This is a genomic window from Vibrio sp. VP6, from assembly GCF_028823755.1.
GTDB classification, from domain to species: domain Bacteria; phylum Pseudomonadota; class Gammaproteobacteria; order Enterobacterales; family Vibrionaceae; genus Vibrio; species Vibrio parahaemolyticus.
Map to the genome: position 1 here is coordinate 36,013 of NZ_JAPEID010000002.1, position 23,391 is coordinate 59,403.

A 23,391-nucleotide genomic window follows, 5' to 3' on the forward strand; every position below is an offset into this window, starting at 1 on the left:
GATGCAAAAGTTTTTAGGAGTCCTCACTATCCTTGTGTGTGTCTTCGGCGGATACATGTGGGCTGGCGGTAAGCTAGGTGCAATTTGGCAACCAGCAGAATTTCTGATCATCATCGGCGCGGCAGCGGGTTCTCTCATTATTGGTAACCCACCACACGTGCTGAAAGAGATGCGCCAACAAGTGCCAGCAACCATCAAAGGTCCAACTGAAGAGTACGAGTACTACATGGAGCTGATGGCGCTATTAAACAACCTGCTAGAAACAGCGCGTAGCCGTGGTTTCAAGTTTTTGGATTCTCACATCGAAGCACCAGAACAAAGCTCTATCTTCCTGATGTACCCGCTAGTTTCTGAGGATCATCGTCTGATTTCGTTCATTACTGATAATTTACGTTTAATGGCGATGGGACAAATGTCGCCTCATGAATTAGAGGGACTGTTAGAACAAGAAATCGAAGCTATCCAGAACGAACTGCTGCTGCCTTCACGCTCATTACAGCGTACTGCAGAAGCACTACCTGGTTTCGGTATTCTTGCCGCAGTTGGTGGCATCATCATCACTATGCAAGCCATAGATGGTTCTATTGCGCTCATTGGCTATCACGTAGCCGCTGCCCTTGTAGGTACATTCATTGGTATTTTTGGTTGTTACTGTGGTCTAGATCCACTAAGTAACGCCATGGCTCAGCGAGTGAAACGTAATATGACCGCTTTTGAATGCGTACGCGCAACACTCGTTGCTTACGTCGCTAAAAAGCCAACATTGCTCGCCATCGACGCTGGCCGTAAACACATTCAGCTAGACATCAAACCAACATTCAACCAAATGGAGAAGTGGTTAGCTGAACAGGAGGGATAATGCAAAAACAAGAGCATGTAGTGTTCAAACGTGCCAAAGCTCACGGCCATGACGAACCTCATGGCGGCGCGTGGAAAGTCGCGTTTGCTGACTTCATGATCGCCCTAATGGCGCTGTTTCTTGTGCTTTGGGTCATGCAAGTGGTGGATAAAGAAGAGCGTAAAGCGATTGTTGCCCACTTGCATAGCTCAAGCGTGTTCGACAAGAGTTACGGCAATCCATTTGATACCTCACAAAGTATCTCTCCTATCGACTTGGCACAGGACTCTTCTGTGCCAAGTAAACACAATTCCAATCACGTTGTGAGCTCTTATTTTCAAGGTGACGGTGATGGTCCAGAAATTAACTCTCTAGTTCCTGGCACCTTCGACACCCAAGAGCAACTTGCTGCTCTGGCAAAAGTTATCGAAGAGATGACCGCGCAGATCAACGCGCAAGGAAACGTCAACGTTACTGTGACACCACAAGGCTTGCGTATCGTGTTGCAAGACGATTACAAACAGCACATGTTCAGTCGTGGTGGAGCCGAGCTTACGCCATTTTTTGAAGATTTACTGTTGGCACTTGCCCCTCTTTTCGAGCAAGTAACCAACCCATTGATCATCAGTGGTCATACCGATGCGATTCCGTTTAAGAAACGTTTTGGTCGTCAGTCGAACTGGGCGCTGTCGGCATCGCGTGCTGATGTGGCGAGAAAAACGCTGGTTGAAGGCGGAATGCCTGATGATCGCGTCATGCAAGTTACTGGCATGTCAGATCGAGCGTTGCTGAACCCAGATGAGCCAGATTCAAGCGAAAACCGTCGAATCGAACTGTTTATTCTGACAACACCAGCAGCAAAAGTGCTTGAGACCTTATTTGGCAATCAAGATGACAGCGAGCTGCAAAAAGCGAAACAAAAAGCGGAATTTAACCAACCCGTTATTCGACAAGAAGTGATCCGTTACTCGGCGGACGCAGAAAAACAAGAAGCGAAAATCCAAGCACTATAACGCTTGTCAACGCCATAAACCACAAAGGTCACCTCGCCCAGCTGGTGACCTTTTTAATCCCTAATCCAATTGCCGTGACTTTTAGTAGAGTTCAATATGCACGAGCCAATGCCCGACACAAAAAGACGTGATATGTTGAAGAAAGCCTTTTTATGGCTAATCATCTTCGACTATTTATTATTGGCGTTTTTTCTTACCCAACTCTCTAGCCTCAACCTAAACAGTGGCACCATGATCAGCCTGCTGCTCGTGGTTTACAATGTTCTGCTTGTGTCGTTGTGTTTTCAACGAACCAACAAGCAAGACTCATACATCATCTACCCAGTGTTATCAGCAACGTTGCTCGCTTTTGTCTGCTTCCTTTACTTTTTTTTTCTGGTTTAAGAGCCCCATAACCTAATCAAGCACGCGTTCACTGATCATACGATTGAACGCAACAAGGTCAAATGAGCCTTTAATTTCAAACCGAACTCGTCCCACTTCACTTAAGAAAAACTCAATTTCGCAATCGAGATCAAACGTGCCGGAAGTCTCAATAGAGAATGCATTGCTCTTACTGTAAGGCAGCGACGTGTAATCCACTTTTGAGCCCGTAATCCCTTGCACATTCGCCGCAATCACTCGTTTGTTGGTAAACACCACTTGGTCACGAACGGTTTTAAAAGCGGCGAAAATGGTCTCACCATCAATCAAAAATTTGTGGAAATCATCTCTGACTTTGGAAACGTCAATAGGCTTAAGCTTGAACACAGAGGAGTTATCGAAGTCGATCATGAGTCGTCCTTTAAATAGGCTGAAAAACGAATTTCTCAACGTATCAGACCACACCGGTTTTGCCTATCTACCTCAACCGTTTTTGCTTGATTCATCTACTGCAAAACCCAAATTACTTCCAACCCTGCCGCCATAACTCTGGGTCTTTCAGATCTTGCCAGTTCATCTCTTGCTCACGTTTACTCATAACGGCTTCAATGACACATTTCACAACATTGCCGTCTTCATCCAGTTCCATTTCAGTTACGACAAAGTGCTTCTCTTTATTTTTAGGTGACGTCGCCGTCCATTTGCTGTGCAATAGTTTCTTTGGGTGAATTTTATTCATCGCGGTATACCAATTTAACTTTCATCTCTATGTATACGACTGAATACCAAGAGAGAATCAGATTTTATTTTTAAGCATCCACGAAAGAGAAAAGCCGCAAAAGAGGTCATCCCCCTATGCGGCCTTACTTACAACCCACTTAGGTCTTTTGACCGTTCAAACGAGGGTTTAAGTACTGACTCTGTAGCAACTGCAACGCCTTACCTACCAGCACAATCACCACCGCGCCGATCAGTACTGGCGTGAACAGAAAGCTCCACCCCTGCCCAGATGCCATGATCAAGATAGGATTTGCGCCCGCAGGTGGATGCGTTGTCTTCGTAATCAGCATCGCTGACACACCTAACCCAGTCGCAATCGCGAGGGTGATTGGCGTGATCTCAACGTATTGGCTAAACGCAATACCGATAGATGCCGTAATGAAGTGACCAATGATCACGTTTTTTGGTTGAGCGAGAGGGCTGCTAGGCACCCCAAACACCAACACCGCCGTAGCACCAAATGGCGCCATGAGAAGTACAACCTCAGTAAGAGATACCTCGGCGTAAGACAACACACCAATAGCCAATGTCGCACCAAGCCCCGCGACCAACGATAAAATTAAATTATTCATAAACACCTCAAAGTAGACCGAATTGTCTACAAATTAAAATAGACAAATCTGTCTACCTTTGTCAATATGTGTTTGTAGAACTTTTTGAGGACGTAGTTATGAACAAAAAGAAACAGTTATTGATCGACACCGCGTTGTCACTGTTTTACAAACAGGGCATCAACTCCATTGGCATCAATGAAGTCCTTAAAGTTTCTGGCGTGGCTAAACGCACGCTGTACAGCCATTTTGAGAGCAAAGAAGCGCTCATCCTCGCCGCATTAGAACAACGCCACCAAATCTTCATGGCGTGGCTAGAGGAAAAACTGTCATCAACACAATCGAGTACAGACGTAATCGACCAGTTGTTTACCGCGCTTAACGGCTGGTTTCATGGTTCTGAGGAAAAATTGGGCGAGTTTCGCGGCTGTTTCTTCATCAACACGTCCGCCGAATTCAGTGACGACAGCGGCGAGATCGCAACGTATTGCCGCCACCATAAACAACAGGTTCGTGAGCTAATTCAACGCTATCTCAAATCAGACAACACATCATTACTCGATGCCATCTGCATCATGAAAGAAGGTGCCATCACTACCGCTTACATGACAAAAGAGTACGACGACGTCACAAAGAAATGCGTGGAAATTTTGCGCAAGCTGTAATGCGTTCAGGCGTAGTAATTAGCTAATTAAGTATTCAAACAAAAAGGCACCTATCGGTGCCTTCTGCATTAACTGGGGTTGAGATCATCACAACTCGTGTTCGGTACGGGCGATGATGTCATCCTGCGCGTCTGGTGATAGCGCGGTAAAGAAGGCTGAATAGCCCGCAACTCGCACGACAAGGTCACGATATTGCTCAGGGTTCTTCTTCGCTGCCAGCAAGGTTTCACGAGAGACGATGTTGTACTGCACGTGCCAACCTTTGTGGTGATTAAAGAAGGTGCGAATCAGCATTGAAAGCTTGAGCTTATCCCCTTCTGAAGCGACAGCCGCTGGGCTTAACTTCTGGTTAAGCAGCACGCCACCTAGGATTTTATTGGCTTGAATTTTACCGACTGAGTTATACACCGCCGTTGGTCCCAAACGGTCAGAGCCCGATGCTGGGCTTGCGCCTTCCGCCAGTGGCGTTTTCGCTTTTCGACCATCTGGTGTTGCCATCGTGGATGCGCCAAATGGCACGTTGGCAGAGATGCTCGAGGTTCCCGCGTAGTAGCCACCACCAATTGGTCCGCGCCCATAACGTGTGTTGACAAATTGCGCCAACTCATCGATATAAACTTGGTAAGCATCAGCCAGCAGTTGGTCGACATAATCGTCGTCATTGCCGTATTTTGGCGCGAAGTTGATTAAGCGTTGGCGAAGTTGTTCGTTCTCAATACCATCGAAGTCTTCTTCCAATGCTTTTGCCAATTCCGTTTGGCTGATTTGTGCTTCTTCAAACACCAAATGTTTGATCGCCGCCAAACTGTTACCCAAATTGGCGATACCCACTTGCAGGCCAGATACCCAATCGTATTTCGCTCCGCCTTCTTTTACTGTTTTACCACGCGCCAAACAGTCATCCACCAGCGATGAGCAGAAAATATCTTGCGCTTGCTGCTCAAGCACGCTGTCGACTACGGTATCGATCTCAATCGATTTACGTGTGTAGTAGCGAATTTGCTCCGCCCAAGAAGCGGTGACTTGATCAAAACTCTCGAAGTTGCCTTTTGCCAACGACTTATCATGCGGCAAGAAGGCTTTGCCCGTAGTTACATCCACACCTTCGTTAAGCGCCGCCAGCAAAATACGCGCAAAGTTAATGAAGCTCATACCCGTGCAACGGTAACCCCATTTGCCTGGAACAGCGGTTTCAATACAGCCAATAGACGCATAGTTGTAAGCATCTTCTTTCTCGACACCTAGCTTGATGAACTCTGGAATGACGATTTCATCGTTGTTGAATGCAGGCATACCGAATCCGCATTTGATCACTTCAATACAGCCCATCAAGAACTCTTGATTCAGACCTTCATGATAGCGAACACTCAAGTTCGGTTGCGTGGAACGTAGCTGACCACAAGACTCCAAAATCGCCCAAGATAGCGGATTTACGGCATCTTCAGGTTCTCCATTCTCATTCAGCTTTTGGCCACCTATACAGACATTTTGATACAGCGGAGAACCTGCCGACGCTTTTGAGTGCGCGCCAGAGCGAATCTTGTTTACTTCAAGCAATTTCAACCAACAGCTTTGCAATAACTCAAGGGCGAACGCTTTGTTCATCGTGCCACTTTCAAGATCACGCACGTAGTAGTCGTTTAGGAACTGGTCCATCCGACCGAATGAAACAGAGTGGCCATTCGATTCAATTTGCAACATCAACTGCACAAAATAGCTCAGTTGCAGAGCTTGCCAGAAGTTGGTTGGCGCATGGAAAGCCACATGACGACAGTTTTCTGCGATTGTCTCCAGTTCCGCTTTCCTCTCTGGTCGCGTTTCGTTTTGTGCCATTTCCAGAGCGAGATCGGCGTAACTCACCATGTGCTCCTGAATCGCAAGCAAGACAATTTCGACGGACTTATAAAACTGCTCTTTCTTCAACCCTTCATACGTCGACACGTCGTTATTAGCGCGATGCTGACGAACCTCATCCAGCAGACCGTTCATACCGATCTTCAGGATTTTTTCGTTATCCACCGCAAGGTGCGCGTCACCCGAAGTCATGTTGCCCTCGGCTTTAATGATGGTGCTGGCTAGGATCTCTTGCTGCTCGTCGGTAAAGAGTCCATAGCAGCGATCTTGAACCGTTTTACCACGCCAGTATGGCGTAATGGCGTGAATGCTTTGTTTGTCCTCTTCACTTACCGCAAAACCAGCCCCAGGTCGGTCGGCCAGTTCGTCGATTTCCGCTTCAATCCAACGCACCGTGTATTCAGGGAAGATCGGCGCAGCGCGTACTTTGCTCGCTTGGTTGCCTACAATCAGCTCGTCGTGCTTAATCCAAATGGTGCGAGTGCGTAAGTGCTCTTGTAGCGCCAGCGCTCGTTGCACAATCACAGGTTTGTCTTCATTTGCCTGATACGCCCGAGTGTAAGCCTCTGCGCGCTCGGTACAGATAGGCGGCGTTACGATGTTGACCAGTGCCGATTTGTGGGCTTTGATTCGCTCTGGAAGGGTATGTAGGTCCATGGTTAACCTCTAACAATCACGTTAAGTTGAGTATGTTCGCTTGCGTATTGCATTGCGTTTTCTAGCAGTTCTGGATTATTTAATGGTTTGTCAGAACACTCGTAAGGCATATCGAGCAAACGGTATTTATTGATGCCGAGGGTGTGATACGGCAGCAAGTGAAGTTCTTGACAGCTTTCTAATGAAGCTGCGAAATCAATGATCGCTTTGAGCTCATCAATGGTGTCATTGAAGCCCGGCACAACCGGAATACGAATCACAATGCGTTTCGCAATTGGTGCCAATTTTCTAAAATTGGCTTTGATGCGTTTTAACGATCCCTTCGCCCAGCAGAGAAACTTTTCTTCGTCGGTGTGTTTAAGATCCGCTAACCAGCAATCAATATACGGCGCGACTTTTTCTACGTTTTTCCACGGTACATGCATGCACGACTCCACCGCCGTAGACACATGGTTTTGATGCAAACGTTCGGCAAGTTCTGCCACAAGATTTGGCTGCATCAGCGGCTCGCCACCAGAAAACGTCACGCCACCTTGGCTTTGATCGTAGAAAGGCTTGTCTCTCATCAACACTTCAAACAGGTCGTCCGATTTCGCCGCTTCTCCACATATGCTGAGCGCTTGTGTTGGACATACGTTTCGCAGCGCTATGATCTGCGCTTCGCTCATGGCTTTTCGATTGATGATGATTTGATCGTCAATGCGTCGGATACCATCGCTCGCCATGTCGCCGTTTACGGTTTGTTTATAAGCCGACACACAAAGCTGGCAGTCCGCCATACAACTGCGCTCATCAAACAGCAGAGAGTGCTTTTCACTGCGGCTTTCTGGGTTTTGGCACCAAGGACAGGACAGACTGCATCCCTTCAGAAACAGAATGGTGCGAATACCATCACCATCGTGGGTCGAGAACCTCTGAATATTGAAATACATTGCTGTCCGCCTCTTGGTTTGCTCTTCTACTTTTCACGCTTTTCTTTTTCTGAAAGCTTCATTTGATAATGAAATATTGGCACTTAACTTTCGCTTTATGAAATTATTATAGTTTCAATTGAAATTTCAATTGATCAAAATCAAGATCTCGACGGATTGTCAGATCTATAGTGATCCCATCATCAAAACGAAGATTTTGTATAAGGTAGAACCCATGATCGAACTCTATTTAGATACTGCTGACGTGGCAGAAGTAAAACGCTTTAACCAATGCCTACCTCTGAAAGGGGTAACCACAAATCCAAGTATTTTGGCGAAGTCAAAACAAGGCTTGAACCAAACCTTAGCTGGCATGCAAGAAGCGCTAGGGGGCACACCCCGTTTCCATGCTCAAGTGGTGAGCACAACTGTAGAAGGCATGGTGGAAGAAGCGCGCCAAATCCATGAATTACCTTATGATATGGTCGTCAAAGTGCCAGCAACCGAAACAGGCCTATCGGCAATTAAGTTAATGAAAAAAGAGGGAATTCAAGTACTCGCCACTGCTATTTACTCTGCTCAGCAAGGTTTCCTTGCGGCATTGTGCGGCGCTGACTATCTTGCGCCTTATGTGAACCGTATTGATGCGATGAACGGAAACGGTGTAGAAGTGGTCGCAGACCTGCAATTGCTACTGGATCAAAACCAACTGCCTACTAAAATTTTGGCAGCGAGTTTTAAAAATACCCAACAAGCGATGGAAGTGATGAAGTTAGGCATTGAAGCGATCACCTTGCCTGTCGATGTGGCCGCGCAGATGTTTTCTCATCCATCAGTTCAGCCGGCTGTCGATCAATTTGATAAAGACTGGAAATCCGCATTTGGCAACAAACTTTCATTTGAAAGTTAAGCATAAAATTATCGAAAGTCCCGTTCCTCCTCGATCGAGGGGCTTTTGATATGGGAATCTCTGAGAAAAAGTAACATTCGCGCAGGCAACTGTTTATAGATGCGGCTTACGAAGAGATTCCCACCCCACTAATCTCGCCTCAACCTTCACGCAAACTACTCTATTCGTAACATCACTACTGACGAAAAACGCTCGTTCCACAAGCAAAAAATTTTGCTTCAAGCCGACAAACTCACAAGCGCAACGCATCAATAAGTCGGTAATTATTAATTTTATCTATTGGAAATGAACACTGTTCATTTATAATCAGCGAACCTAACGCAGTAACAAGGAATCCACTTCATGAAACGCATTGCGCTTCTCTTTGCCATGTTTGCATTACTTTCTGGTTGTAGCAGCATGTCGCCAGAACAATGCCAAACCGCAGATTGGTATCGCGTCGGCTACCAAGATGGCCGCTCAGGCAACAACCCAAACATTTTGTACGAATACATTAAAGACTGTCGCGAAGCAGGCGTAACGCCAAATCACGTTGAGTGGCAAGACGGTTTTGATAAAGGCACTATTCTTTACTGTTCGCCAGACAATGGTTACACGGTGGGTGTAGAAGGAAAAACCTACTATGGCGTTTGCTCTAACGATCTTTTCCTTAAAAACTATCAGTTAGGCCATCAAGAATATCAGCGTCAACAGCGCATTAACGCGTTAGATGCGGAGATATCACGCCTTGATCATCAATTGGATGCAAACTTAGATAAAGACAACGCGAAGCGTATTAGAGAGAGAAGAAAACAACTGGCGCGTGAGCGTGCATCACTCATCTCGCCAGGAGCTAATTACTACTTTAACTTTTAGTCGCGACGGGCTACAACGCTAGGGTCATAAAGCGGCTATTTGGATCAGGTTGATAGTCGCCAAACGGCTCGCAGTACGCGAAGCCATGTTTTTCATATAGGCGATGCGCGGGTTCAAAAAATGCCATCGACCCAGTTTCCAAACTTAAACGTTGTATCCCCTGATGTTTCGCTTGCTCAATCACGTGATTGAGTAAGCGGGATGCCACGCCCTGTTTTCTCGCCGACGGCGTCGTACGCATCGATTTCAACTCTGCGTGACCATCTTCTAGTTGGCTCATTGCCACACATCCCAATAGCTGCTCACCATCCCAGCCCGTCCAAAACGTGATTGAAGGCAGCTTCAACTTGCTTACATCTAACGCATGCACGCTCTCTGGTGGCGATGTAGCGTACATGTCCTGTAAATGCTCTTCCAACAACGCAAGCACCTGCGGCCGTTCTAAATTGTCAGTTTTAATTCTCATATTTCCATCATTGGTGTTTTCCTAGTTAAAGCGGTTGTCTCATAATGTGCTGCGGTCCAACGGGGCCGCCGTGGTAAAGCTCATTGGTATCTTCAAACCCTGATTTTAAATAGCACTGATAAGCGGGTATGTTGCGGCAATTCACGGTGAGATAAAGCGCATGAAACTCGGGATAATGACGTTTGGCGAAATCGGCAAACTGTTGAATGGCTTGCTTGGCGATGCCTTTGCCTTGATGACGGTGATCCACCAGCAAAGCACGCACACCTAAACTGTTTTTCGGGCAAAAATCGTATTTCTCGCTATAAGCAGCATCAAATAGAAAAAAGCCAACCACGTCATCGTCTGCCAGAATCAGATGCGGAAGCTCTGTGGGTTCAAGACGTGTAAGCATTTCACCCACATCCGCGACCGTAAACTGCGATTGCTCTTCTAGCACGCTAAGTTCGCAAGTTTGTTCATGTCGCTCAGGCGAATACTTTTCAATGGTAATCATAATCTTCCTTGTTGTTTTTATGCTCAATTCATACAGGGTATGTCGTAAATAGAAATACCTAGTGTTGTATTTCCCACTCGCAGGCAAACGTTTAGCACTCTATTATCCTCGCCATTCGATAGAGAGGTTTCCATGTCCCGTTTTTTACTTTGTAGTTTTGCACTCGTTTTACTCTACCCTACTGCCATTGATTTGTATCTTGTTGGTTTGCCTCAAATTGCGTCAGATCTCAACGCCAGTGAATCTCAGTTGCATATTGCGTTTTCGATCTATTTAGCTGGCATGGCTACCACCATGTTATTCGCGGGGAAAATTGCAGACTCTGTGGGACGAAAGCCTGTTGCCGTCGTCGGCGCGATGATCTTCGTGCTCGCGTCTTTTCTCGGCGGAATGGCTGAGCAACCAAACGCTTTCTTGATTGCTCGCTTTTGCCAAGGCATCGGGGCTGGATCTTGCTATGTCGTCGCGTTCGCGATTTTACGCGACACGTTAGACGATGAACGCCGCGCGAAAGTATTGTCGATGCTCAATGGCATCACCTGTATCATTCCAGTGATCGCACCCGTGATTGGTCACTTGATTATGCTGAAATTTCCTTGGCCGAGTTTGTTTACCACGATGGCAGGAATGGGCATTCTCGTCAGTGTATTGGCCATTTTTGTGCTCAAGGAATCACTACCCAGCCAACAAGGTGAAGAACAGACAACGCCAGAGAGCCATCAAGAGACTTTCTTCGAGCGATTTTTTATCAGTAGGCTGATCATTACTGCACTTGGAGTAACCACCATTCTGACCTTTGTTAACGCTTCACCAATTGTCGTGATGAGCATGCTTGGTTTTGATCGCGGTGGCTATTCTTCCATCATGGCAGGGACTGCGACGATCAGTATGTTGATTTCGTTCTCGGCGCCATTGGCATTGGGGATTTTTAAGCAGCGAACCTTAATGATGACCTCTCAAGTATTGCTCGCTTGTGCAGCCATCGTGCTCAGTGCTGCCCATTTCCATGATGGACAATCTCATTACTATGTGTTCGGACTTGGGCTGATTTGCGCTGGCTTCGCTTGTGGCTTTGGCGTGGCCATGAGCCAAGCGCTCAGCCCATTCTCTCAACAAGCTGGCGTGGCGAGCTCACTACTGGGCATTGCTCAAGTTTGTAGTTCAGCGTTCTATATTTGGTTTATGGGTTTCATCGGCGTTAGTGCACTGAATATGTTGGTGTTTATCTTAGTGTTAGGTAGCGTAATCAGCCTTGCTCTAATACTATTGATTCCAAAGCCTGTTCACGATACCTATTATGAAGAAATCCCTAGCGCGACTTGATTTAAACTTACTGTTCACTCTGCAATTATTGCTGCAAGAGCAAAGCGTCTCGAAAGCCTCGAAAAAGCTGAACGTTACGCCCTCTACCGTAAGTAAGTCGCTCAACAAACTTCGTCATTGGTTCGATGATCCTTTGTTTGTCAAAACACCTAAAGGTCTTGCGCCAACACCTTTGGCACAAAGCATGGAGCAAGATCTTGCAGAATGGCTGCAAATTGGCAGCCAAATTGCAGAAAAACGCAGCGATATTACACCTAAAGGAGTGCGTTTTGATATCACGATTGAGTCGCCATTGGTGCTCACGGTGCTGGACAGACTCATCGTCGCTATCCACCAGCGATACCCTGAAGCGAAAGTAAAAACCAGTAACTGGGATTACGATTCACTCGACGCCATCATTCGAGGCGAGGCGGATATCGGTTTTACCGGCCGAGAAAGTCACCCTAGATCGAAAGAGTCGTTGGATCTTCTGCCGTATTTCTTGGATTTTGAGATTCTATTTTATGACCTGCCGATGGTGTATTTACATAAAGATCATCCGGCATTACAGCAAGAGTGGAATCTCGAGACCTTTCTGAGCTACCAACACATCAATATTGTTTGGGAAAAAAGTGAAACTTGGGCGTTGGATGAAGTGTTAACGGAACTAGGGCTACAGCGCTCTATCGGGCTGACGATGTCCAACTTTGAGCAATCCCTTTTTATGGCAGCGCAGCCGACGCATGACATGATCACCACCGCGCCACACTATTGCAAAAGCTACACAGAAAAGCTGCATCTCGATTTGGTGTGCTTGCCAATTCCGTTAGACCAAACTCAACAAGACAAATTACTGATTCCATTTACCATGATTTGGCATAAACGCAATGCGTACAATCCCAAATTGCTATGGTTGAAAAACACCATCAAGTCATTGTACGAACAACCATCCCTACCACAGTAACACTCAGGCTAAGGTCAGGTTTTCTCTGGTGATTTTTGATGATTTTCTCGCTCTGACAGCTATAACTAATCACTTTATCAACTAATGAAAAAGGTCGTTTGACGCTACACTCAATCCATATTTCTGCGTTAAGGGCCAAGGATGTCGACCTTTTTACTCACTGCTATTACGATGCTGGCGTTCGCCGCCAATTCATTATTGTGCCGACTTGCATTGGCCGAAGGGTTAATTGATGCAGGAAGCTTCACTCTCGTCCGATTGATATCTGGAGCGTTTACCTTAATCGCATTGCTTGTCGTGAGAGGTCAGTGGAAAACCGATCGGCCAACTTCTCGCTTTCGCTTTTTTGCTGGCGTGGCTTTATTTGGTTACGCTGCCCTTTTCTCTTTCGCGTACTTACAACTGGCGACAGGAACCGGTGCTTTGCTTTTGTTTGGTGCCGTGCAACTGACGTTACTGGTCATCTATTGGTGGCAAGGTGAGCGCTTTCAATTTCTCGAAATCATCGGTATCGGCCTTTCGATTGTTGGCTTTGTTTGGTTAATGTTGCCATCAGCCACTCGCCCCGATATCAGTTCTGCACTTCTCATGTTGATTTCTGGCGTTTGTTGGGCTGCGTTTACTGCGCTCGGCAAACAAGCGCCTTCTCCAAGTAGTGGCATCACGTGGGGATTTATCGCTGCATCTATAATTGGCATACTCCTATCACCATTGATGCTGTCCTCAATCCATCTCTCTCTGAGTGGAATTTTGCTCGCTATCACGTCTGGCGCCATTGCATCTGGCCTTGGGTATACGCTTTGGTATCAAGTCATGCGTAAGCTCTCTTTACTTCAAGCCGCCGTCAGCCAACTTTCCGTGCCAGCCATTGCTTTGCTACTAGGCACCGTCGTACTCCACGAACCTCTTTCGCTGCATACACTTTTAACCAGTGGCATCATTCTTGGCGGTATCGCTTTAGTTTTTTTATCTCGATCCAAAAAAACAAGCGAACAATCGGCAAGCCGATAAAAAGTAATAACTTTCCCTCTCAAATACCCATTCATCATCTATGCTTTTTAAAGCAGCAAAGCTCATTGCAGATGGTACGAGCGGCCTGCTTTAGTATCAGGCGAAGGATATAAGGTGAGAATTGGCTCACGCAACACGACGATTTTGTTTCAAAAGTGAGAATCGTCACAGATCGCGATTTTGCTCGTTTTAGGCGTTTCGTCAATAACGCCAAGGGCTAGCGCGAGATCGAGCCAAATACGCACTTTGTGTTTTGACAAAGGGTTTACAAAGCACACTTTTTCACCCGCTATATTCCGCCCCCCGAATTTATTCAGAACAAGATTCTGATTATTCACATAAGAAATTCATCAACTTATAACGATAAGCCTGAGCAAACTTTGACACTATGAACGACAAAATAAAATTCGCTATTAAAGTATCGCTTAGCCTGACTCTGGCTTATCTGATCCCGTTTGCCATGGGTTGGCCGCAAGCATCGACGGCCGCAACCACAGTGATGCTGATTGCATCCACAGGCAGTCGTCGTGAATCCCTCGCCAAAGGTACCTTACGTGTGTTCGGTACGTTGGTTGGCGCCGTCGTTGGCTTGTTACTGGTGGGATTGTTTGCTCAAGACCGCTTGCTGTACATGCTGAGCGTGTCGGTTGTGGTCTCTTTCATTTTTTACTTCCGTAATGCCTACCAAAAAGATCCAACGCTACTCATGCTGACCGGTGTGATGACGCTGATGATGTCCAATGGCGGTGACGCAGAAGGTGCGTTTCTTTATGGCGTTGACCGCGCTTATATGACGGTGTTTGGGGTGGTGGTTTACACACTCGTGGGGACTTTCTTATTCCCGACCAAAACAGAACAAAACCTAAGACAACTCATCGAACAACTCAACCAAGCACAACGCGCGCTGTTCACCGCTGTCTTGCAAAATTTCGAGCAAAAATCGGCAGGGCAAGTATCTACTCTAGAAGAGGGAGAAGAAAATCCAGAAGCAGGAGAGCCACAACCTAGCGTGGATTCTCTGATCGAACAGATGTTTGCCGCCCAAAATGCGCTCGAACAGCGTTTTGCCACAGTCAGTGTGGAATGCAGCGACGTGTCGGCCTACATGAAAGAGTGGCGCTTGGCGGTTCATTTGAACAAGCAAGTAACGCAACAATTGACCGTCGCGGCACACAGCCACTTTAGTCACCAGCAAGACCGTGAAAGCATCAGCAACTTTGATCAAGCCGTTGCGGAAATTGACGCGCTGTTTGATACCTGCCAACAAGTCTGGGACGAAAAAGAGCCTGCTTTTCGTGCTCAAGAATTCAAAGTCGAATACAACCAAGCGTTGCTTGAAGACGCGGCGCACCTAGAGAAAGGCTCTGCGCTTATGCTGGGGCACCTCTTGGGGCTCATGCATCAAAACTTGTCGCGTTTAGCGGAGAGCATTAGCTGCATTGACTCTGTGACGAACAATGTCTCCTTTGACGTGCCGCTGCCGAAACCGAAAGGCAAGTTTCTATGGTGGGACGCAGAAAACTTTAAAACCGCGGTCAAAACCTTTGTCACTTATTGGGTTGCAGGACTGATTTGGATTTATTTCAATCCGCCAGGCGGATACTCGTTCGTGGTCTTCTCGACCATGTTTATGTCTTTGCTGTCGTTCGTGCCTGTGCACCCGATTTTGTTGCTAGTGCTGTTCACTTTCGGCTTCTTGTTCGCGGTGCCTTCTTACGTCTTCATTCTTCCCCAATTGGATCTCGGGTTAGAGCTTGGCCTATTCATCTTTATCTACACCTTTATCGGCTTTTATCTGTTTAACGGGCCAGTGACGATTTTCTACATGGTGGGCTTGTTTGTTCTCGGTTTAGATAACAACATGTTCTATCACTTCGGGATCCTCATGACGATCATGCTGCTGTTCTACATGGTGGTGTTCATGATCATTTTCGCGCACTACTTCCCGTTTAGCTCACGACCAGAACACCTCTTTTTGACCATAAAAGAGCGCTATTTTAGGCACACTCGGGATCTGTTTGACTCCTATCAGAAGCAGTCCAGCTCGATTATTACGCCGCTCAAACGGGCCTTGCACTTGGTGACGCTCAACGTTTCATCGAAAAAGCTCAAGGTGTGGGGTTCGAAAATCAACCACAAACACTTTGACAAAACCACGCCAGAAGCGATTGGCGCGTTTAGCAAAGCGTGTGATGTACTCAGTAATCACATCAACATCTTAATGGCCGCCGAGAAAAAGTTGATGACCAATCCGCTGATTACTCAGCTTCGCCAACAACACCGCGATTCCATCATTCCTTTGATGGCGGGCGCTTTAGCCAGCCACCAAGCAACACAAGAACTCGACTCCGTATTCGACCAATACAGTCAGGATTACCAAACATTCGAAGATAAACTGGAAGATTTTTTTAGTGAGTTGGATTTATCTGACTACGCTTATTCTGAGATAGCCGGTTTTTATATCTTGCTGAATTTAAAACGGAACGTGTTCGAAGCAATCAAGCATTGCAAGCAAACCTACGAGGATATCGATTGGGTGAACTTACAACAGAAGCGGTTTTAAAGGTGGGGATATGATGCTTCCAAAACTAACCAAACCAAGCCTCGCCATACTTTCCCTGCTCGGGCTCAGTGCGTGTACCACTGTGGGGCCAGACTATGTCCACCCACCGCAAACGCCATTACCAAGCGATTGGTCGGTGCAAAAAGCAGCCAAAGATACGCAGCAATCCGAGCAACAATTACAACAGTGGTGGCAGCAGTTTAACGACCCGACGCTCAATCGATTAGTCGAGTTGGCGAATGAGCAAAACCTAGACATAGAAGCCGCGGGGCTGCGCATTGTTCAAGCGCGTTCATTACTTGGTATTTCGACCGGCTTGCAATACCCGCAAGTTCAAACCGTGTCAGGAAATCTAGCGCGTGCCTACGTGAATGATCAGGGTGTAAACAACGCCGCTCTGTCGTTTGATGCTGCGTGGGAAATGGATATTTGGGGCAAATACGCTCGAGGAATCGAATCTGCAGAAGCTGGTTATTACGCATCCATCGCGTCGTATCACGACATCATGGTCACCATCACCGCCGAAGTAGCACGCAATTACATTAACTATCGCACATTCCAAGAACGTATTTTGCTGTCTCGCCGCAATATCGAGATTCAAGAACGCGTTGTGCACATCACCCAAGTTCAGTTTGATTCCGGCAACGTAACAGAGCTAGACGTACAGCAAGCGAAAAACCAGCTTTACACCACAAAAGCCGCGCAACCAAGCCTCGAAGTCGCGATGAAGCAATCGCGCACTGCACTGGCTTTGCTATTGGGTGTATTGCCTGAAGAAGTAGAGAAATTGCTGCAATCGGACGGTTTGACGCAGCAAATTGCTGATTATGAAGCGCAGTTCAAATCGACGGGCAGAAAATCGGCGCTATCGGGCACCGACGAGCACTCCATTGTGCCGCGCCCACCGCTGTTGGATACCCAAGTGGATGCTAACTTAGTGATGCGACGTCCGGATTTGCAAGTCTCTGAGATGCAAGCTCGCACGCAAAGTGCGCAGATTGGCGTGGCGGAAACGGCTCTGTACCCAAGCTTTTCGTTGTTCGGTTCCATCGGTATCGACAGTACGGTTCCCGATGGCAGCAGCTTCAGTTTTAGCGATTCGCTCACCATGGTGGTTGGCCCAACGTTCAGTTGGAACATTTTCCAATACGGACGCGTGAAAAATAACATTCGTTTCGAAGATGCTCGTTTCCAAGAAACGCTGACCAACTACAACAAAAAAGTGCTGCAAGCCGTGAACGAAGTGACCAATGCGATCGAAGCGTATGACCTGTATTTGCAGCAAAAAGATTTACGTTTGCAATCAGTCAACTCTTCCATTCGTGCGTTCAACATCTCCATGACGCAGTACGAAAACGGCCAAATTTCTTTTGAGCGACTGCTCAACTCAGTCGAAAAAATGACACGCGCGGAAGACAGTTACGCGCAAATTAAAGGCAATGTCGCGAACCAAGTGATCGCGCTATACAAAGCGTTGGGCGGCGGCTGGCAGGCACAAACGGGGAAACCATTCCTTGAAGAATCCATCGCCAAGCAGATGCAAGATCGTACCGATTGGGACGGTTATCTGGATGAAGAAAACCGTACGTTGCCACCTTTGCCTATCGAAACACCGACGGAAAACAGCGATAAGAACAAAACGGAGGATCTCTAATGCCTCATGAACTCTCTTGGGGAGACATTTACTTTTCTCCCACGCTACTGGTGCTCTTTCTCGCCGTCACGGCAACGTGGATAACGGTGATGATATTGAACAAGACACGTTTGTCTCGCTTCATCGCTTTTCCGTCTCTGACGTTTATTGCCATCATGGTCGGTTATGTGGTGGCCATTGACAGCTTTTATATTCAATTTTAGGTGCCAAACAAGATGAAAAAACTATTCGTAATCGCACTCAATCTTGTCATTCTTGGTGGCGCAGCTTGGCTCGGCTATCAAAAATTTGAAGAGTATTTTAATAACCCATGGACACGCGATGGCCAAGTGCGCGCGAACGTCATCAAGGTCGCACCGCGAGTGTCTGGCCCAATTGTGAATGTTTCGGTGCAAGACAACCAAGAAGTGAAAACGGGCGATTTACTGTTTGAAATCGACCCAACCACTTACGAAGTCGCACTATCTCAAGCCGAAGTGGCGTTGGAAAAATCCATCGTGAGCTCTCGCGGTAAAAAAATCGAATACGATCGCCTTAAAGACATTCGTGCGAAAGACCGCGGCGCTGTTTCTCACAAGGATCTGATTCGTCGTGAAATCGCTTACGAAGAATCGCTACTGCAAATCAGATCTGCAGAAGAGCAATTAAAGTCAGCGCGCCTTAACCTCAGTTTCACCAAAGTTTATGCGACCGTCGATGGTTTTGTGTCTAACCTCGATATTCGAAACGGTACACAAGCGGTCGCAAACCAACCGCTGCTCGCACTGATCGACAAAAACAGTTTCTGGGTATTTGGCTTCTTCCGCGAAAACCAACTCGCGCAAATCGAACCGGGTAGCCGAGCACGTGTCACCTTGATGTCTCACCCAGACACGCCTATCGACGCGACCGTTGACTCTATCGGTTGGGGTATTGCGCCGAAAGACGGCACGGTTGGTTACAACCTTCTTCCAAACGTGAACCCTGTTTTTCAGTGGATTCGCTTAGCACAACGTATTCCGGTACGAATCTCCATCCAAGAGCTTCCTGAAGATGTTGATCTTCGATTCGGGCTTTCTGCGTCCATTATGGTGATGAAAGATTCATCGGCAGAAAATGAACAGTAACTAAGTGAGAAGAACCATGGTCATTGGTAAAAAACTCAAAAACATTAATGAAGAAAACAACTTCTTCTATCTAACCTTAGCGCTGGTAATTTTGTTGCTAGGGAGTGCGATGGCACAAGTGGTGGGCGAAGGGACGATTGAACACATACTGCAGGCGTTCACGGTTCTCACGTTCATTGTCTGTTTTGCCAGCCTTCGCTTTGACAAAACGTGGTCTCGATTCCTCTATACCCTGTTTGGTGTTTGGGTACTAGTGATCGTGATCAAGACCGTTTTTAACATCCGCGAGATGAATGTGGTGATGCTTGCCCTCACCTTCGCGTTCTTTTTCGGCACTTTTAAATCCATCGCAAGACAGATTCTTTTCACTGGCCACGTCAACAGCAACAAAGTGATTGGCTCGGTCGCGCTTTTCTTGCTGCTTGGTCTGATGTGGGCGATTGCCTACCTCATTCTGCTTGAGTTCTCGCCTGAAGCCTTTACCGGTATGGAAGCGATTTCTTGGGGGCAGAACTTCTCCAATGCGGCGTATTTCAGTTTCGTCACCTTAACCACGCTCGGTTATGGCGACATCAGCCCTCTAACGCCACTGGCTCAAGTCGTGGTGTATTTAGAGGCCATTACAGGTGTGTTTTATATGGCGATTGTTGTTTCAAGTCTCGTCAGTTCCAACATTGATCATCAGGTAAACAAAAATGGATAAACAATCGGAAAGAAATGAAAGTAAGCTTTTCATCAGTAACATGGTGGAATCAGCGATACGTATTGGCTTGATCTTCGTATTGCTGATGTTTACGTACGACATCATCAGGCCTTTCATCCTTCCAGTGATTTGGGGTGCCATCATCGCGGTAGCGCTACTACCACTGACCAAAAAACTGCAACGCGCTTACGGCGGCAGACGCGGCTTGGCTGCCACAACAATCGCACTGCTGGGTATCGCCCTGCTGGTAACGCCACTAGTGATGGTGTCGGGCTCTATCGTGGATGGTGCAACACACGCGTTGGACGTACTGCAAAATGGTCAGGTAAAAATCCCTGGACCTAAAGCTTCAGTTGCTGATTGGCCTCTTGTGGGTGACAAACTTTATGAAGTATGGACGCTCTTTGCGACTAACTTAGAGCAAGCAATACAAACCTTTATGCCACAAATCAAGTCAGCATTAACCTCTTTGCTTGGCATGGTTGGCGGCGTGTTAGGTAGCTTGTTGCTGTCTATCTTGTCACTGGCTATCGCTGCTGGCTTTATGACGTATTCAGAGTCGTTGGCATCAGGCCTACAAACTATCGCGATCCGTACCGCTGGCGAAAACGCGAAAAGCTGGACAACGCTTATCGCCGCGACCATTAAAAGCGTGCTGCTTGGCGTAGTTGGTGTGGCTGCGATTCAAGCGCTATTGATCGGTGCTGGCTTCTTTGTGTTTGGCGTTCCTGCTGCTGGTTTGCTCACTCTGATTCTGATGATTTTGTGTATCGCTCAGCTTCCTGCGCTGCTTGCCGTATTGCCAGTGATTGGCTACATGTACATGACGCAAGACAGCACAACCGCGACCATGTTTACCGTGTGGGCGGTTGTCGGTGCGCTGTCTGAGAACTTACTAAAACCAATGTTTATGGGCCGTGGTGTAGACGTACCAATGCCTGTGATTCTGCTTGGGGCCATCGGCGGTATGCTTTTCTACGGCATCGTTGGCCTGTTCCTAGGTGCGGTTATTCTGGCGATTTGGTATGAGTTGTTCGTTTGGTGGTTGAGCATCGAGAAAGCGCAACAGCAAGAAGAAATGGCTGAACTCAAAGAAGAAGGGGAACAAACAGAATCTGGACATGGTGCCGGCATTTAAATTACCAAGGTAATTCCTTCTCTTTGACCGAATAAAACAAACCGTTGCCCTGCAGCGGTTTGTTTCTATTTAACCTTAGCTCACAGTTTCATCGCAACGGATGAGATAAAAATGACGTTCTTGTTAAATTTTCATACTTCTTACACTTGAGAGTTGCAATCAAGCACTTAACGATGCAATCTCGTTGATCGCTATACCCAAAGAACTCCAAGATCCCCCTACATTTGAGCGACCGATCTTGACGAATTGGGACAATTACAAAGCTTAGGATAAAAACAATGAAATTGATCAAGCCTTTAACTTGCGCGCTTGCTCTAGCAATGAGTGGCATGGCATTCGCAGACGTTACGGTTAGCGTTCCTGACGACGTTTCAGTATTGGCAGCAAACGGTGAAAAAGCGAAACTTTCTGGCGGCTTTTTTGCTTCTGAAAAAACATTGACGCTACCGGATGGCGTAAACCAAGTCGTTTTCCGCTACGCACCTTACTTCAACCAAGGTAATGACCGTCTAAGCGTAGAAAGTGATGCTATCGTGGCACGCTTCGATACTGCAAATGCAGAGTTGACGATTGAAGTTCCAAAATACCGCAACATGCGTGACGCGGAAGAAAACATCAAAGATCTCGATTGGAAACTGGTTGATGGTTCAGGCAAAGCAGTCGCAGTTGACCAAGACAAGCTGATAAAACCGGGGATGCAAATCGGCCGTGATTACGTGCGTGAAATCGAAGATTACAACCGCGCTGGCGGTACAGCAGCTGTCGCTTTTGCTGGCGCAGCGACCATGCAACCAGTCACACTTCCTGCAAAGATTCCTGAAGACATGAAACAAGCGCGTGCAACCGCAGTGAAAGCAGATTCTACAGCAGAAGAAATGCTGCACTTCTGGTACCAAAAAGCAGATGCAGAAACAAAAGCACGCTTTAAAGCGTACATCAATCAGCAATAATCGTTGATTGACTGACCTGATTTAAAAAGCCACTTAATGTGGCTTTTTTTGATCATGCAAAATAGACAGCAGCAAGTCAGGTGCTTGCACGACTTTGGTCTTGGTGAGGAAATCATGCAACAAACGTCGCTCTGGATGAAAAACAAGCAGCACAAGGTTCACCAACGGAACGCCAGGAATAAACATTTCGAGTAGATAGCTAATGCCAAGCCGGATGGAAACCGTCACTTTGGTCGCGGCACGACCATTTTTCATCACCACTTTGATACCAACAAAACGCATGCCGATGGTTTGCCCTTCCTTCAACCAATACCAGTTAATCACGAGAAGAATGGGAACAGTAAGGAGATACACCGCGTGGGTGTCGTAAACAAGCGTGAAGTTTTCTTGCAGGGATAAACGGAAGTCATAGAGCCAAAAATTGATACCCAACGCGATAACAACGACAACGCTAATGACGACGAACAGATCAACGAAACCGCCTATAAGCCGCTGCATTTTGCTCGCAATTGAAGAGTACATATAACCACCTACAACAACAGTGAACGCAGTCTAGGCATTGTTGTATATGTGCTCAATTGATAAGTCTATAAATTCGTATCATGTCTCAAAAGTGATTTTTAATTTACACCGATATAACTTCGTTATCTCGGTTTCAGCGATGGGTGGATACTTACCAATAACGCTCATAGATAACGTGACCGCCTGTTCGAGTTCGATACTTTTCTAACCCTAGCCCTTGCAGCACAGGCAAGGTATCTTTAATCATCTCTGGGTTACCGCACAGCATCACAAAGCTGCTTTGCGGAGAGAAAGGCACATCCACTTTATTGGCAAGCTCACCAGACGCAATCAATTCTGGGATTCGACCTTGCAGTTTTCCGAGTGACGATTCACGACTCACGATTGGCACGTACTTTAAGCGTCCTTCATATCGGAATTGAAGATGCTCAATCAGGTATTTGTAGACCAAATCTTTTTCGTAGCGAACACCATGCACCAGCACGATACGATCATTGTGAGGAAGCAGGTTAATGTCATCCAGCAAAGATAAAAACGGGCCAATGCCAGTCCCCGTCGAAAGCAACCATAGATCACTCGCTTGCTTAGGAATGGTGTCGTGAATGAGATCGCCATGCGCGGTTTCACCCACGTAAATCGGGTCACCCGCTTTTAGCTTTTGCAACCTTGGAGAAAGTTGCCCTTGAGGATCTGCCACAATGAGGAATTCGAGCCACTCGTGTTGCTCGCTTGGCGCATTAACCACAGAGTAAGCACGGCTGATAGACTTGCCCTCATCATCTAGCAAAGCAAGCTTGGTGAACTGGCCGGCTTTAAAGGTAAGAGGCGCGCCTGAGACCCTTAAACTGAACAGCTCTCCAGTCCAGTCAATGCGTTTTTCCACCTTGGCTAGATTGAAACCTTTCAGCTCAGTCATAAGACACCTCCTATTTGGTTACTCTTAGTTAAACTTACGCCTTCAACTCGATTATGTAAAGTTTCTAGTTTACATAATAAGATTGCCATTTCATTTCACATTTTAAAAACAATTTTATTACATATTAAATGATTACATCTAGAATAAATGCTCAAAGTGATAAGTCGCGTCGCAATTTGTGGCAATGCAGATGAAAAAGGAGC

General features: G+C 46.8%; 25 protein-coding genes. 16 read left to right on the forward strand and 9 right to left on the reverse strand.

Annotation, left to right across the window (positions count from 1 at the left end):
* The first annotated feature begins 1 nt into the window (after nucleotide 1).
* From motA to OU793_RS01485, 3 genes are all read left to right on the forward strand, one after another.
* Nucleotides 2-859 (forward strand): flagellar motor stator protein MotA, encoded by an 858-nt coding sequence (motA, locus tag OU793_RS01475; protein WP_005462768.1) that lies wholly within the window; start codon nucleotides 2-4, stop codon nucleotides 857-859.
* Nucleotides 859-1,851, forward strand: coding sequence for a flagellar motor protein MotB (locus OU793_RS01480; RefSeq protein ID WP_005478256.1), 993 nt, complete (start codon nucleotides 859-861; stop codon nucleotides 1,849-1,851). Before motA ends, OU793_RS01480 begins: the two co-directional genes overlap by 1 nt.
* A gap of 96 nt (nucleotides 1,852-1,947) precedes the next feature.
* Nucleotides 1,948-2,235: a hypothetical protein gene (locus OU793_RS01485; RefSeq protein WP_005499880.1), complete on the forward strand. Its 288-nt coding sequence runs from the start codon at nucleotides 1,948-1,950 to the stop codon at nucleotides 2,233-2,235.
* A 12-nt stretch (nucleotides 2,236-2,247) separates the two neighbouring features.
* Here OU793_RS01485 and OU793_RS01490 read toward each other — a convergent pair whose 3' ends face one another.
* The 3 genes from OU793_RS01490 to OU793_RS01500 all read right to left on the reverse strand — a co-directional run bounded on the left by OU793_RS01490 (nucleotide 2,248) and on the right by OU793_RS01500 (nucleotide 3,566).
* On the reverse strand, nucleotides 2,248-2,625 hold the full coding sequence (locus tag OU793_RS01490; RefSeq protein ID WP_193237417.1) for a PH domain-containing protein: 378 nt from the start codon (nucleotides 2,623-2,625) through the stop codon (nucleotides 2,248-2,250).
* Nucleotides 2,626-2,737: 112 nt separating this feature from the next.
* Nucleotides 2,738-2,953: a TIGR02450 family Trp-rich protein gene (locus OU793_RS01495; RefSeq protein ID WP_005462763.1), complete on the reverse strand. Its 216-nt coding sequence runs from the start codon at nucleotides 2,951-2,953 to the stop codon at nucleotides 2,738-2,740.
* Between the two features lie 139 nt (nucleotides 2,954-3,092).
* Nucleotides 3,093-3,566, reverse strand: coding sequence for an HPP family protein (locus tag OU793_RS01500; RefSeq protein WP_005462762.1), 474 nt, complete (start codon nucleotides 3,564-3,566; stop codon nucleotides 3,093-3,095).
* A 98-nt stretch (nucleotides 3,567-3,664) separates the two neighbouring features.
* Here OU793_RS01500 and OU793_RS01505 point away from each other — a divergent pair, with 98 nt between their 5' ends.
* Nucleotides 3,665-4,210 (forward strand): TetR/AcrR family transcriptional regulator, encoded by a 546-nt coding sequence (locus tag OU793_RS01505; RefSeq protein WP_025534242.1) that lies wholly within the window; start codon nucleotides 3,665-3,667, stop codon nucleotides 4,208-4,210.
* An 87-nt stretch (nucleotides 4,211-4,297) separates the two neighbouring features.
* Here the strand turns inward: OU793_RS01505 and OU793_RS01510 are convergent, their stop codons facing one another.
* Together OU793_RS01510 and OU793_RS01515 are read right to left on the reverse strand one after the other, a co-directional pair.
* A complete protein-coding gene (locus OU793_RS01510; RefSeq protein ID WP_159404230.1) occupies nucleotides 4,298-6,721 on the reverse strand; it encodes a formate C-acetyltransferase/glycerol dehydratase family glycyl radical enzyme in 2,424 nt (807 codons plus the stop codon).
* Nucleotides 6,722-6,723: 2 nt separating this feature from the next.
* Nucleotides 6,724-7,653, reverse strand: a complete 930-nt coding sequence (locus tag OU793_RS01515) for a glycyl-radical enzyme activating protein (RefSeq protein ID WP_159404231.1) — start codon at nucleotides 7,651-7,653, stop codon at nucleotides 6,724-6,726.
* A gap of 214 nt (nucleotides 7,654-7,867) precedes the next feature.
* Here OU793_RS01515 and OU793_RS01520 point away from each other — a divergent pair, with 214 nt between their 5' ends.
* Nucleotides 7,868-8,542 (forward strand): fructose-6-phosphate aldolase, encoded by a 675-nt coding sequence (locus OU793_RS01520; RefSeq protein WP_025499057.1) that lies wholly within the window; start codon nucleotides 7,868-7,870, stop codon nucleotides 8,540-8,542.
* 342 nt (nucleotides 8,543-8,884) lie between these two features.
* Nucleotides 8,885-9,397: a DUF2799 domain-containing protein gene (locus tag OU793_RS01525; RefSeq protein WP_005484189.1), complete on the forward strand. Its 513-nt coding sequence runs from the start codon at nucleotides 8,885-8,887 to the stop codon at nucleotides 9,395-9,397.
* Nucleotides 9,398-9,407: 10 nt separating this feature from the next.
* On the opposite strand, the gene OU793_RS01530 is transcribed toward OU793_RS01525, so the two are convergent.
* Both OU793_RS01530 and OU793_RS01535 read right to left on the reverse strand, forming a co-directional pair.
* Complete coding sequence (locus OU793_RS01530) at nucleotides 9,408-9,863, reverse strand: GNAT family N-acetyltransferase (RefSeq protein WP_159404232.1); 456 nt, start codon at nucleotides 9,861-9,863, stop codon at nucleotides 9,408-9,410.
* A gap of 25 nt (nucleotides 9,864-9,888) precedes the next feature.
* Nucleotides 9,889-10,359, reverse strand: coding sequence for a GNAT family N-acetyltransferase (locus OU793_RS01535; protein WP_024701018.1), 471 nt, complete (start codon nucleotides 10,357-10,359; stop codon nucleotides 9,889-9,891).
* Nucleotides 10,360-10,491: 132 nt separating this feature from the next.
* Here OU793_RS01535 and OU793_RS01540 point away from each other — a divergent pair, with 132 nt between their 5' ends.
* The 10 genes from OU793_RS01540 (at nucleotide 10,492) to OU793_RS01585 (ending at nucleotide 21,750) form a co-directional block, all read left to right on the forward strand.
* Entirely contained in the window at nucleotides 10,492-11,682 is a 1,191-nt protein-coding gene (locus OU793_RS01540) for an MFS transporter (RefSeq protein WP_025577294.1), read from the forward strand.
* Entirely contained in the window at nucleotides 11,657-12,625 is a 969-nt protein-coding gene (gene yidZ / locus OU793_RS01545) for an HTH-type transcriptional regulator YidZ (protein WP_024702169.1), read from the forward strand. The genes OU793_RS01540 and yidZ overlap by 26 nt, the downstream gene beginning before the upstream one ends.
* A gap of 141 nt (nucleotides 12,626-12,766) precedes the next feature.
* The gene (locus OU793_RS01550; protein WP_140103466.1) at nucleotides 12,767-13,636 is read left to right on the forward strand and encodes a DMT family transporter; all 870 of its coding nucleotides are present in this window, start codon (nucleotides 12,767-12,769) and stop codon (nucleotides 13,634-13,636) included.
* 388 nt (nucleotides 13,637-14,024) lie between these two features.
* Nucleotides 14,025-16,199 (forward strand): FUSC family protein, encoded by a 2,175-nt coding sequence (locus OU793_RS01555; protein WP_140103465.1) that lies wholly within the window; start codon nucleotides 14,025-14,027, stop codon nucleotides 16,197-16,199.
* Nucleotides 16,200-16,209: 10 nt separating this feature from the next.
* Entirely contained in the window at nucleotides 16,210-17,853 is a 1,644-nt protein-coding gene (locus tag OU793_RS01560; protein ID WP_140103464.1) for a TolC family protein, read from the forward strand.
* Nucleotides 17,853-18,056: a DUF1656 domain-containing protein gene (locus OU793_RS01565; RefSeq protein ID WP_005462724.1), complete on the forward strand. Its 204-nt coding sequence runs from the start codon at nucleotides 17,853-17,855 to the stop codon at nucleotides 18,054-18,056. Before OU793_RS01560 ends, OU793_RS01565 begins: the two co-directional genes overlap by 1 nt.
* Before the next feature lie 12 nt (nucleotides 18,057-18,068).
* Nucleotides 18,069-18,959: an HlyD family secretion protein gene (locus tag OU793_RS01570; RefSeq protein ID WP_005484235.1), complete on the forward strand. Its 891-nt coding sequence runs from the start codon at nucleotides 18,069-18,071 to the stop codon at nucleotides 18,957-18,959.
* A 16-nt stretch (nucleotides 18,960-18,975) separates the two neighbouring features.
* Nucleotides 18,976-19,662: a potassium channel family protein gene (locus tag OU793_RS01575; protein WP_005462716.1), complete on the forward strand. Its 687-nt coding sequence runs from the start codon at nucleotides 18,976-18,978 to the stop codon at nucleotides 19,660-19,662.
* The gene (locus OU793_RS01580; protein WP_024702172.1) at nucleotides 19,655-20,800 is read left to right on the forward strand and encodes an AI-2E family transporter; all 1,146 of its coding nucleotides are present in this window, start codon (nucleotides 19,655-19,657) and stop codon (nucleotides 20,798-20,800) included. The genes OU793_RS01575 and OU793_RS01580 overlap by 8 nt, the downstream gene beginning before the upstream one ends.
* A gap of 278 nt (nucleotides 20,801-21,078) precedes the next feature.
* The gene (locus OU793_RS01585) at nucleotides 21,079-21,750 is read left to right on the forward strand and encodes a DUF2057 domain-containing protein (RefSeq protein ID WP_005499910.1); all 672 of its coding nucleotides are present in this window, start codon (nucleotides 21,079-21,081) and stop codon (nucleotides 21,748-21,750) included.
* Between the two features lie 33 nt (nucleotides 21,751-21,783).
* Here OU793_RS01585 and OU793_RS01590 read toward each other — a convergent pair whose 3' ends face one another.
* Together OU793_RS01590 and OU793_RS01595 are read right to left on the reverse strand one after the other, a co-directional pair.
* On the reverse strand, nucleotides 21,784-22,272 hold the full coding sequence (locus tag OU793_RS01590) for an RDD family protein (protein WP_005462711.1): 489 nt from the start codon (nucleotides 22,270-22,272) through the stop codon (nucleotides 21,784-21,786).
* Between the two features lie 151 nt (nucleotides 22,273-22,423).
* Entirely contained in the window at nucleotides 22,424-23,188 is a 765-nt protein-coding gene (locus OU793_RS01595; RefSeq protein ID WP_021822049.1) for a ferredoxin--NADP reductase, read from the reverse strand.
* Nucleotides 23,189-23,391: the final 203 nt, after the last annotated feature.

Bases quoted from the DNA above. Each gene is read 5' to 3' on its own strand.
- OU793_RS01590 (WP_005462711.1), bottom strand. From the start codon at position 22,272: ATGTACTCTTCAATTGCGAGCAAAATGCAGCGGCTTATAGGCGGTTTC.
- yidZ (WP_024702169.1), top strand. From the start codon at position 11,657: ATGAAGAAATCCCTAGCGCGACTTGATTTAAACTTACTGTTCACTCTG.
- OU793_RS01505 (WP_025534242.1), top strand. From the start codon at position 3,665: ATGAACAAAAAGAAACAGTTATTGATCGACACCGCGTTGTCACTGTTT.
- OU793_RS01580 (WP_024702172.1), top strand. From the start codon at position 19,655: ATGGATAAACAATCGGAAAGAAATGAAAGTAAGCTTTTCATCAGTAAC.
- motA (WP_005462768.1), top strand. From the start codon at position 2: ATGCAAAAGTTTTTAGGAGTCCTCACTATCCTTGTGTGTGTCTTCGGC.
- OU793_RS01540 (WP_025577294.1), top strand. From the start codon at position 10,492: ATGTCCCGTTTTTTACTTTGTAGTTTTGCACTCGTTTTACTCTACCCT.
- OU793_RS01585 (WP_005499910.1), top strand. From the start codon at position 21,079: ATGAAATTGATCAAGCCTTTAACTTGCGCGCTTGCTCTAGCAATGAGT.
- OU793_RS01520 (WP_025499057.1), top strand. From the start codon at position 7,868: ATGATCGAACTCTATTTAGATACTGCTGACGTGGCAGAAGTAAAACGC.
- OU793_RS01500 (WP_005462762.1), bottom strand. From the start codon at position 3,566: ATGAATAATTTAATTTTATCGTTGGTCGCGGGGCTTGGTGCGACATTG.
- OU793_RS01480 (WP_005478256.1), top strand. From the start codon at position 859: ATGCAAAAACAAGAGCATGTAGTGTTCAAACGTGCCAAAGCTCACGGC.
- OU793_RS01525 (WP_005484189.1), top strand. From the start codon at position 8,885: ATGAAACGCATTGCGCTTCTCTTTGCCATGTTTGCATTACTTTCTGGT.
- OU793_RS01550 (WP_140103466.1), top strand. From the start codon at position 12,767: ATGTCGACCTTTTTACTCACTGCTATTACGATGCTGGCGTTCGCCGCC.
- OU793_RS01535 (WP_024701018.1), bottom strand. From the start codon at position 10,359: ATGATTACCATTGAAAAGTATTCGCCTGAGCGACATGAACAAACTTGC.
- OU793_RS01530 (WP_159404232.1), bottom strand. From the start codon at position 9,863: ATGAGAATTAAAACTGACAATTTAGAACGGCCGCAGGTGCTTGCGTTG.
- OU793_RS01490 (WP_193237417.1), bottom strand. From the start codon at position 2,625: ATGATCGACTTCGATAACTCCTCTGTGTTCAAGCTTAAGCCTATTGAC.
- OU793_RS01495 (WP_005462763.1), bottom strand. From the start codon at position 2,953: ATGAATAAAATTCACCCAAAGAAACTATTGCACAGCAAATGGACGGCG.
- OU793_RS01555 (WP_140103465.1), top strand. From the start codon at position 14,025: ATGAACGACAAAATAAAATTCGCTATTAAAGTATCGCTTAGCCTGACT.
- OU793_RS01515 (WP_159404231.1), bottom strand. From the start codon at position 7,653: ATGTATTTCAATATTCAGAGGTTCTCGACCCACGATGGTGATGGTATT.
- OU793_RS01510 (WP_159404230.1), bottom strand. From the start codon at position 6,721: ATGGACCTACATACCCTTCCAGAGCGAATCAAAGCCCACAAATCGGCA.
- OU793_RS01575 (WP_005462716.1), top strand. From the start codon at position 18,976: ATGGTCATTGGTAAAAAACTCAAAAACATTAATGAAGAAAACAACTTC.
- OU793_RS01560 (WP_140103464.1), top strand. From the start codon at position 16,210: ATGATGCTTCCAAAACTAACCAAACCAAGCCTCGCCATACTTTCCCTG.
- OU793_RS01485 (WP_005499880.1), top strand. From the start codon at position 1,948: ATGCACGAGCCAATGCCCGACACAAAAAGACGTGATATGTTGAAGAAA.
- OU793_RS01595 (WP_021822049.1), bottom strand. From the start codon at position 23,188: ATGACTGAGCTGAAAGGTTTCAATCTAGCCAAGGTGGAAAAACGCATT.
- OU793_RS01565 (WP_005462724.1), top strand. From the start codon at position 17,853: ATGCCTCATGAACTCTCTTGGGGAGACATTTACTTTTCTCCCACGCTA.
- OU793_RS01570 (WP_005484235.1), top strand. From the start codon at position 18,069: ATGAAAAAACTATTCGTAATCGCACTCAATCTTGTCATTCTTGGTGGC.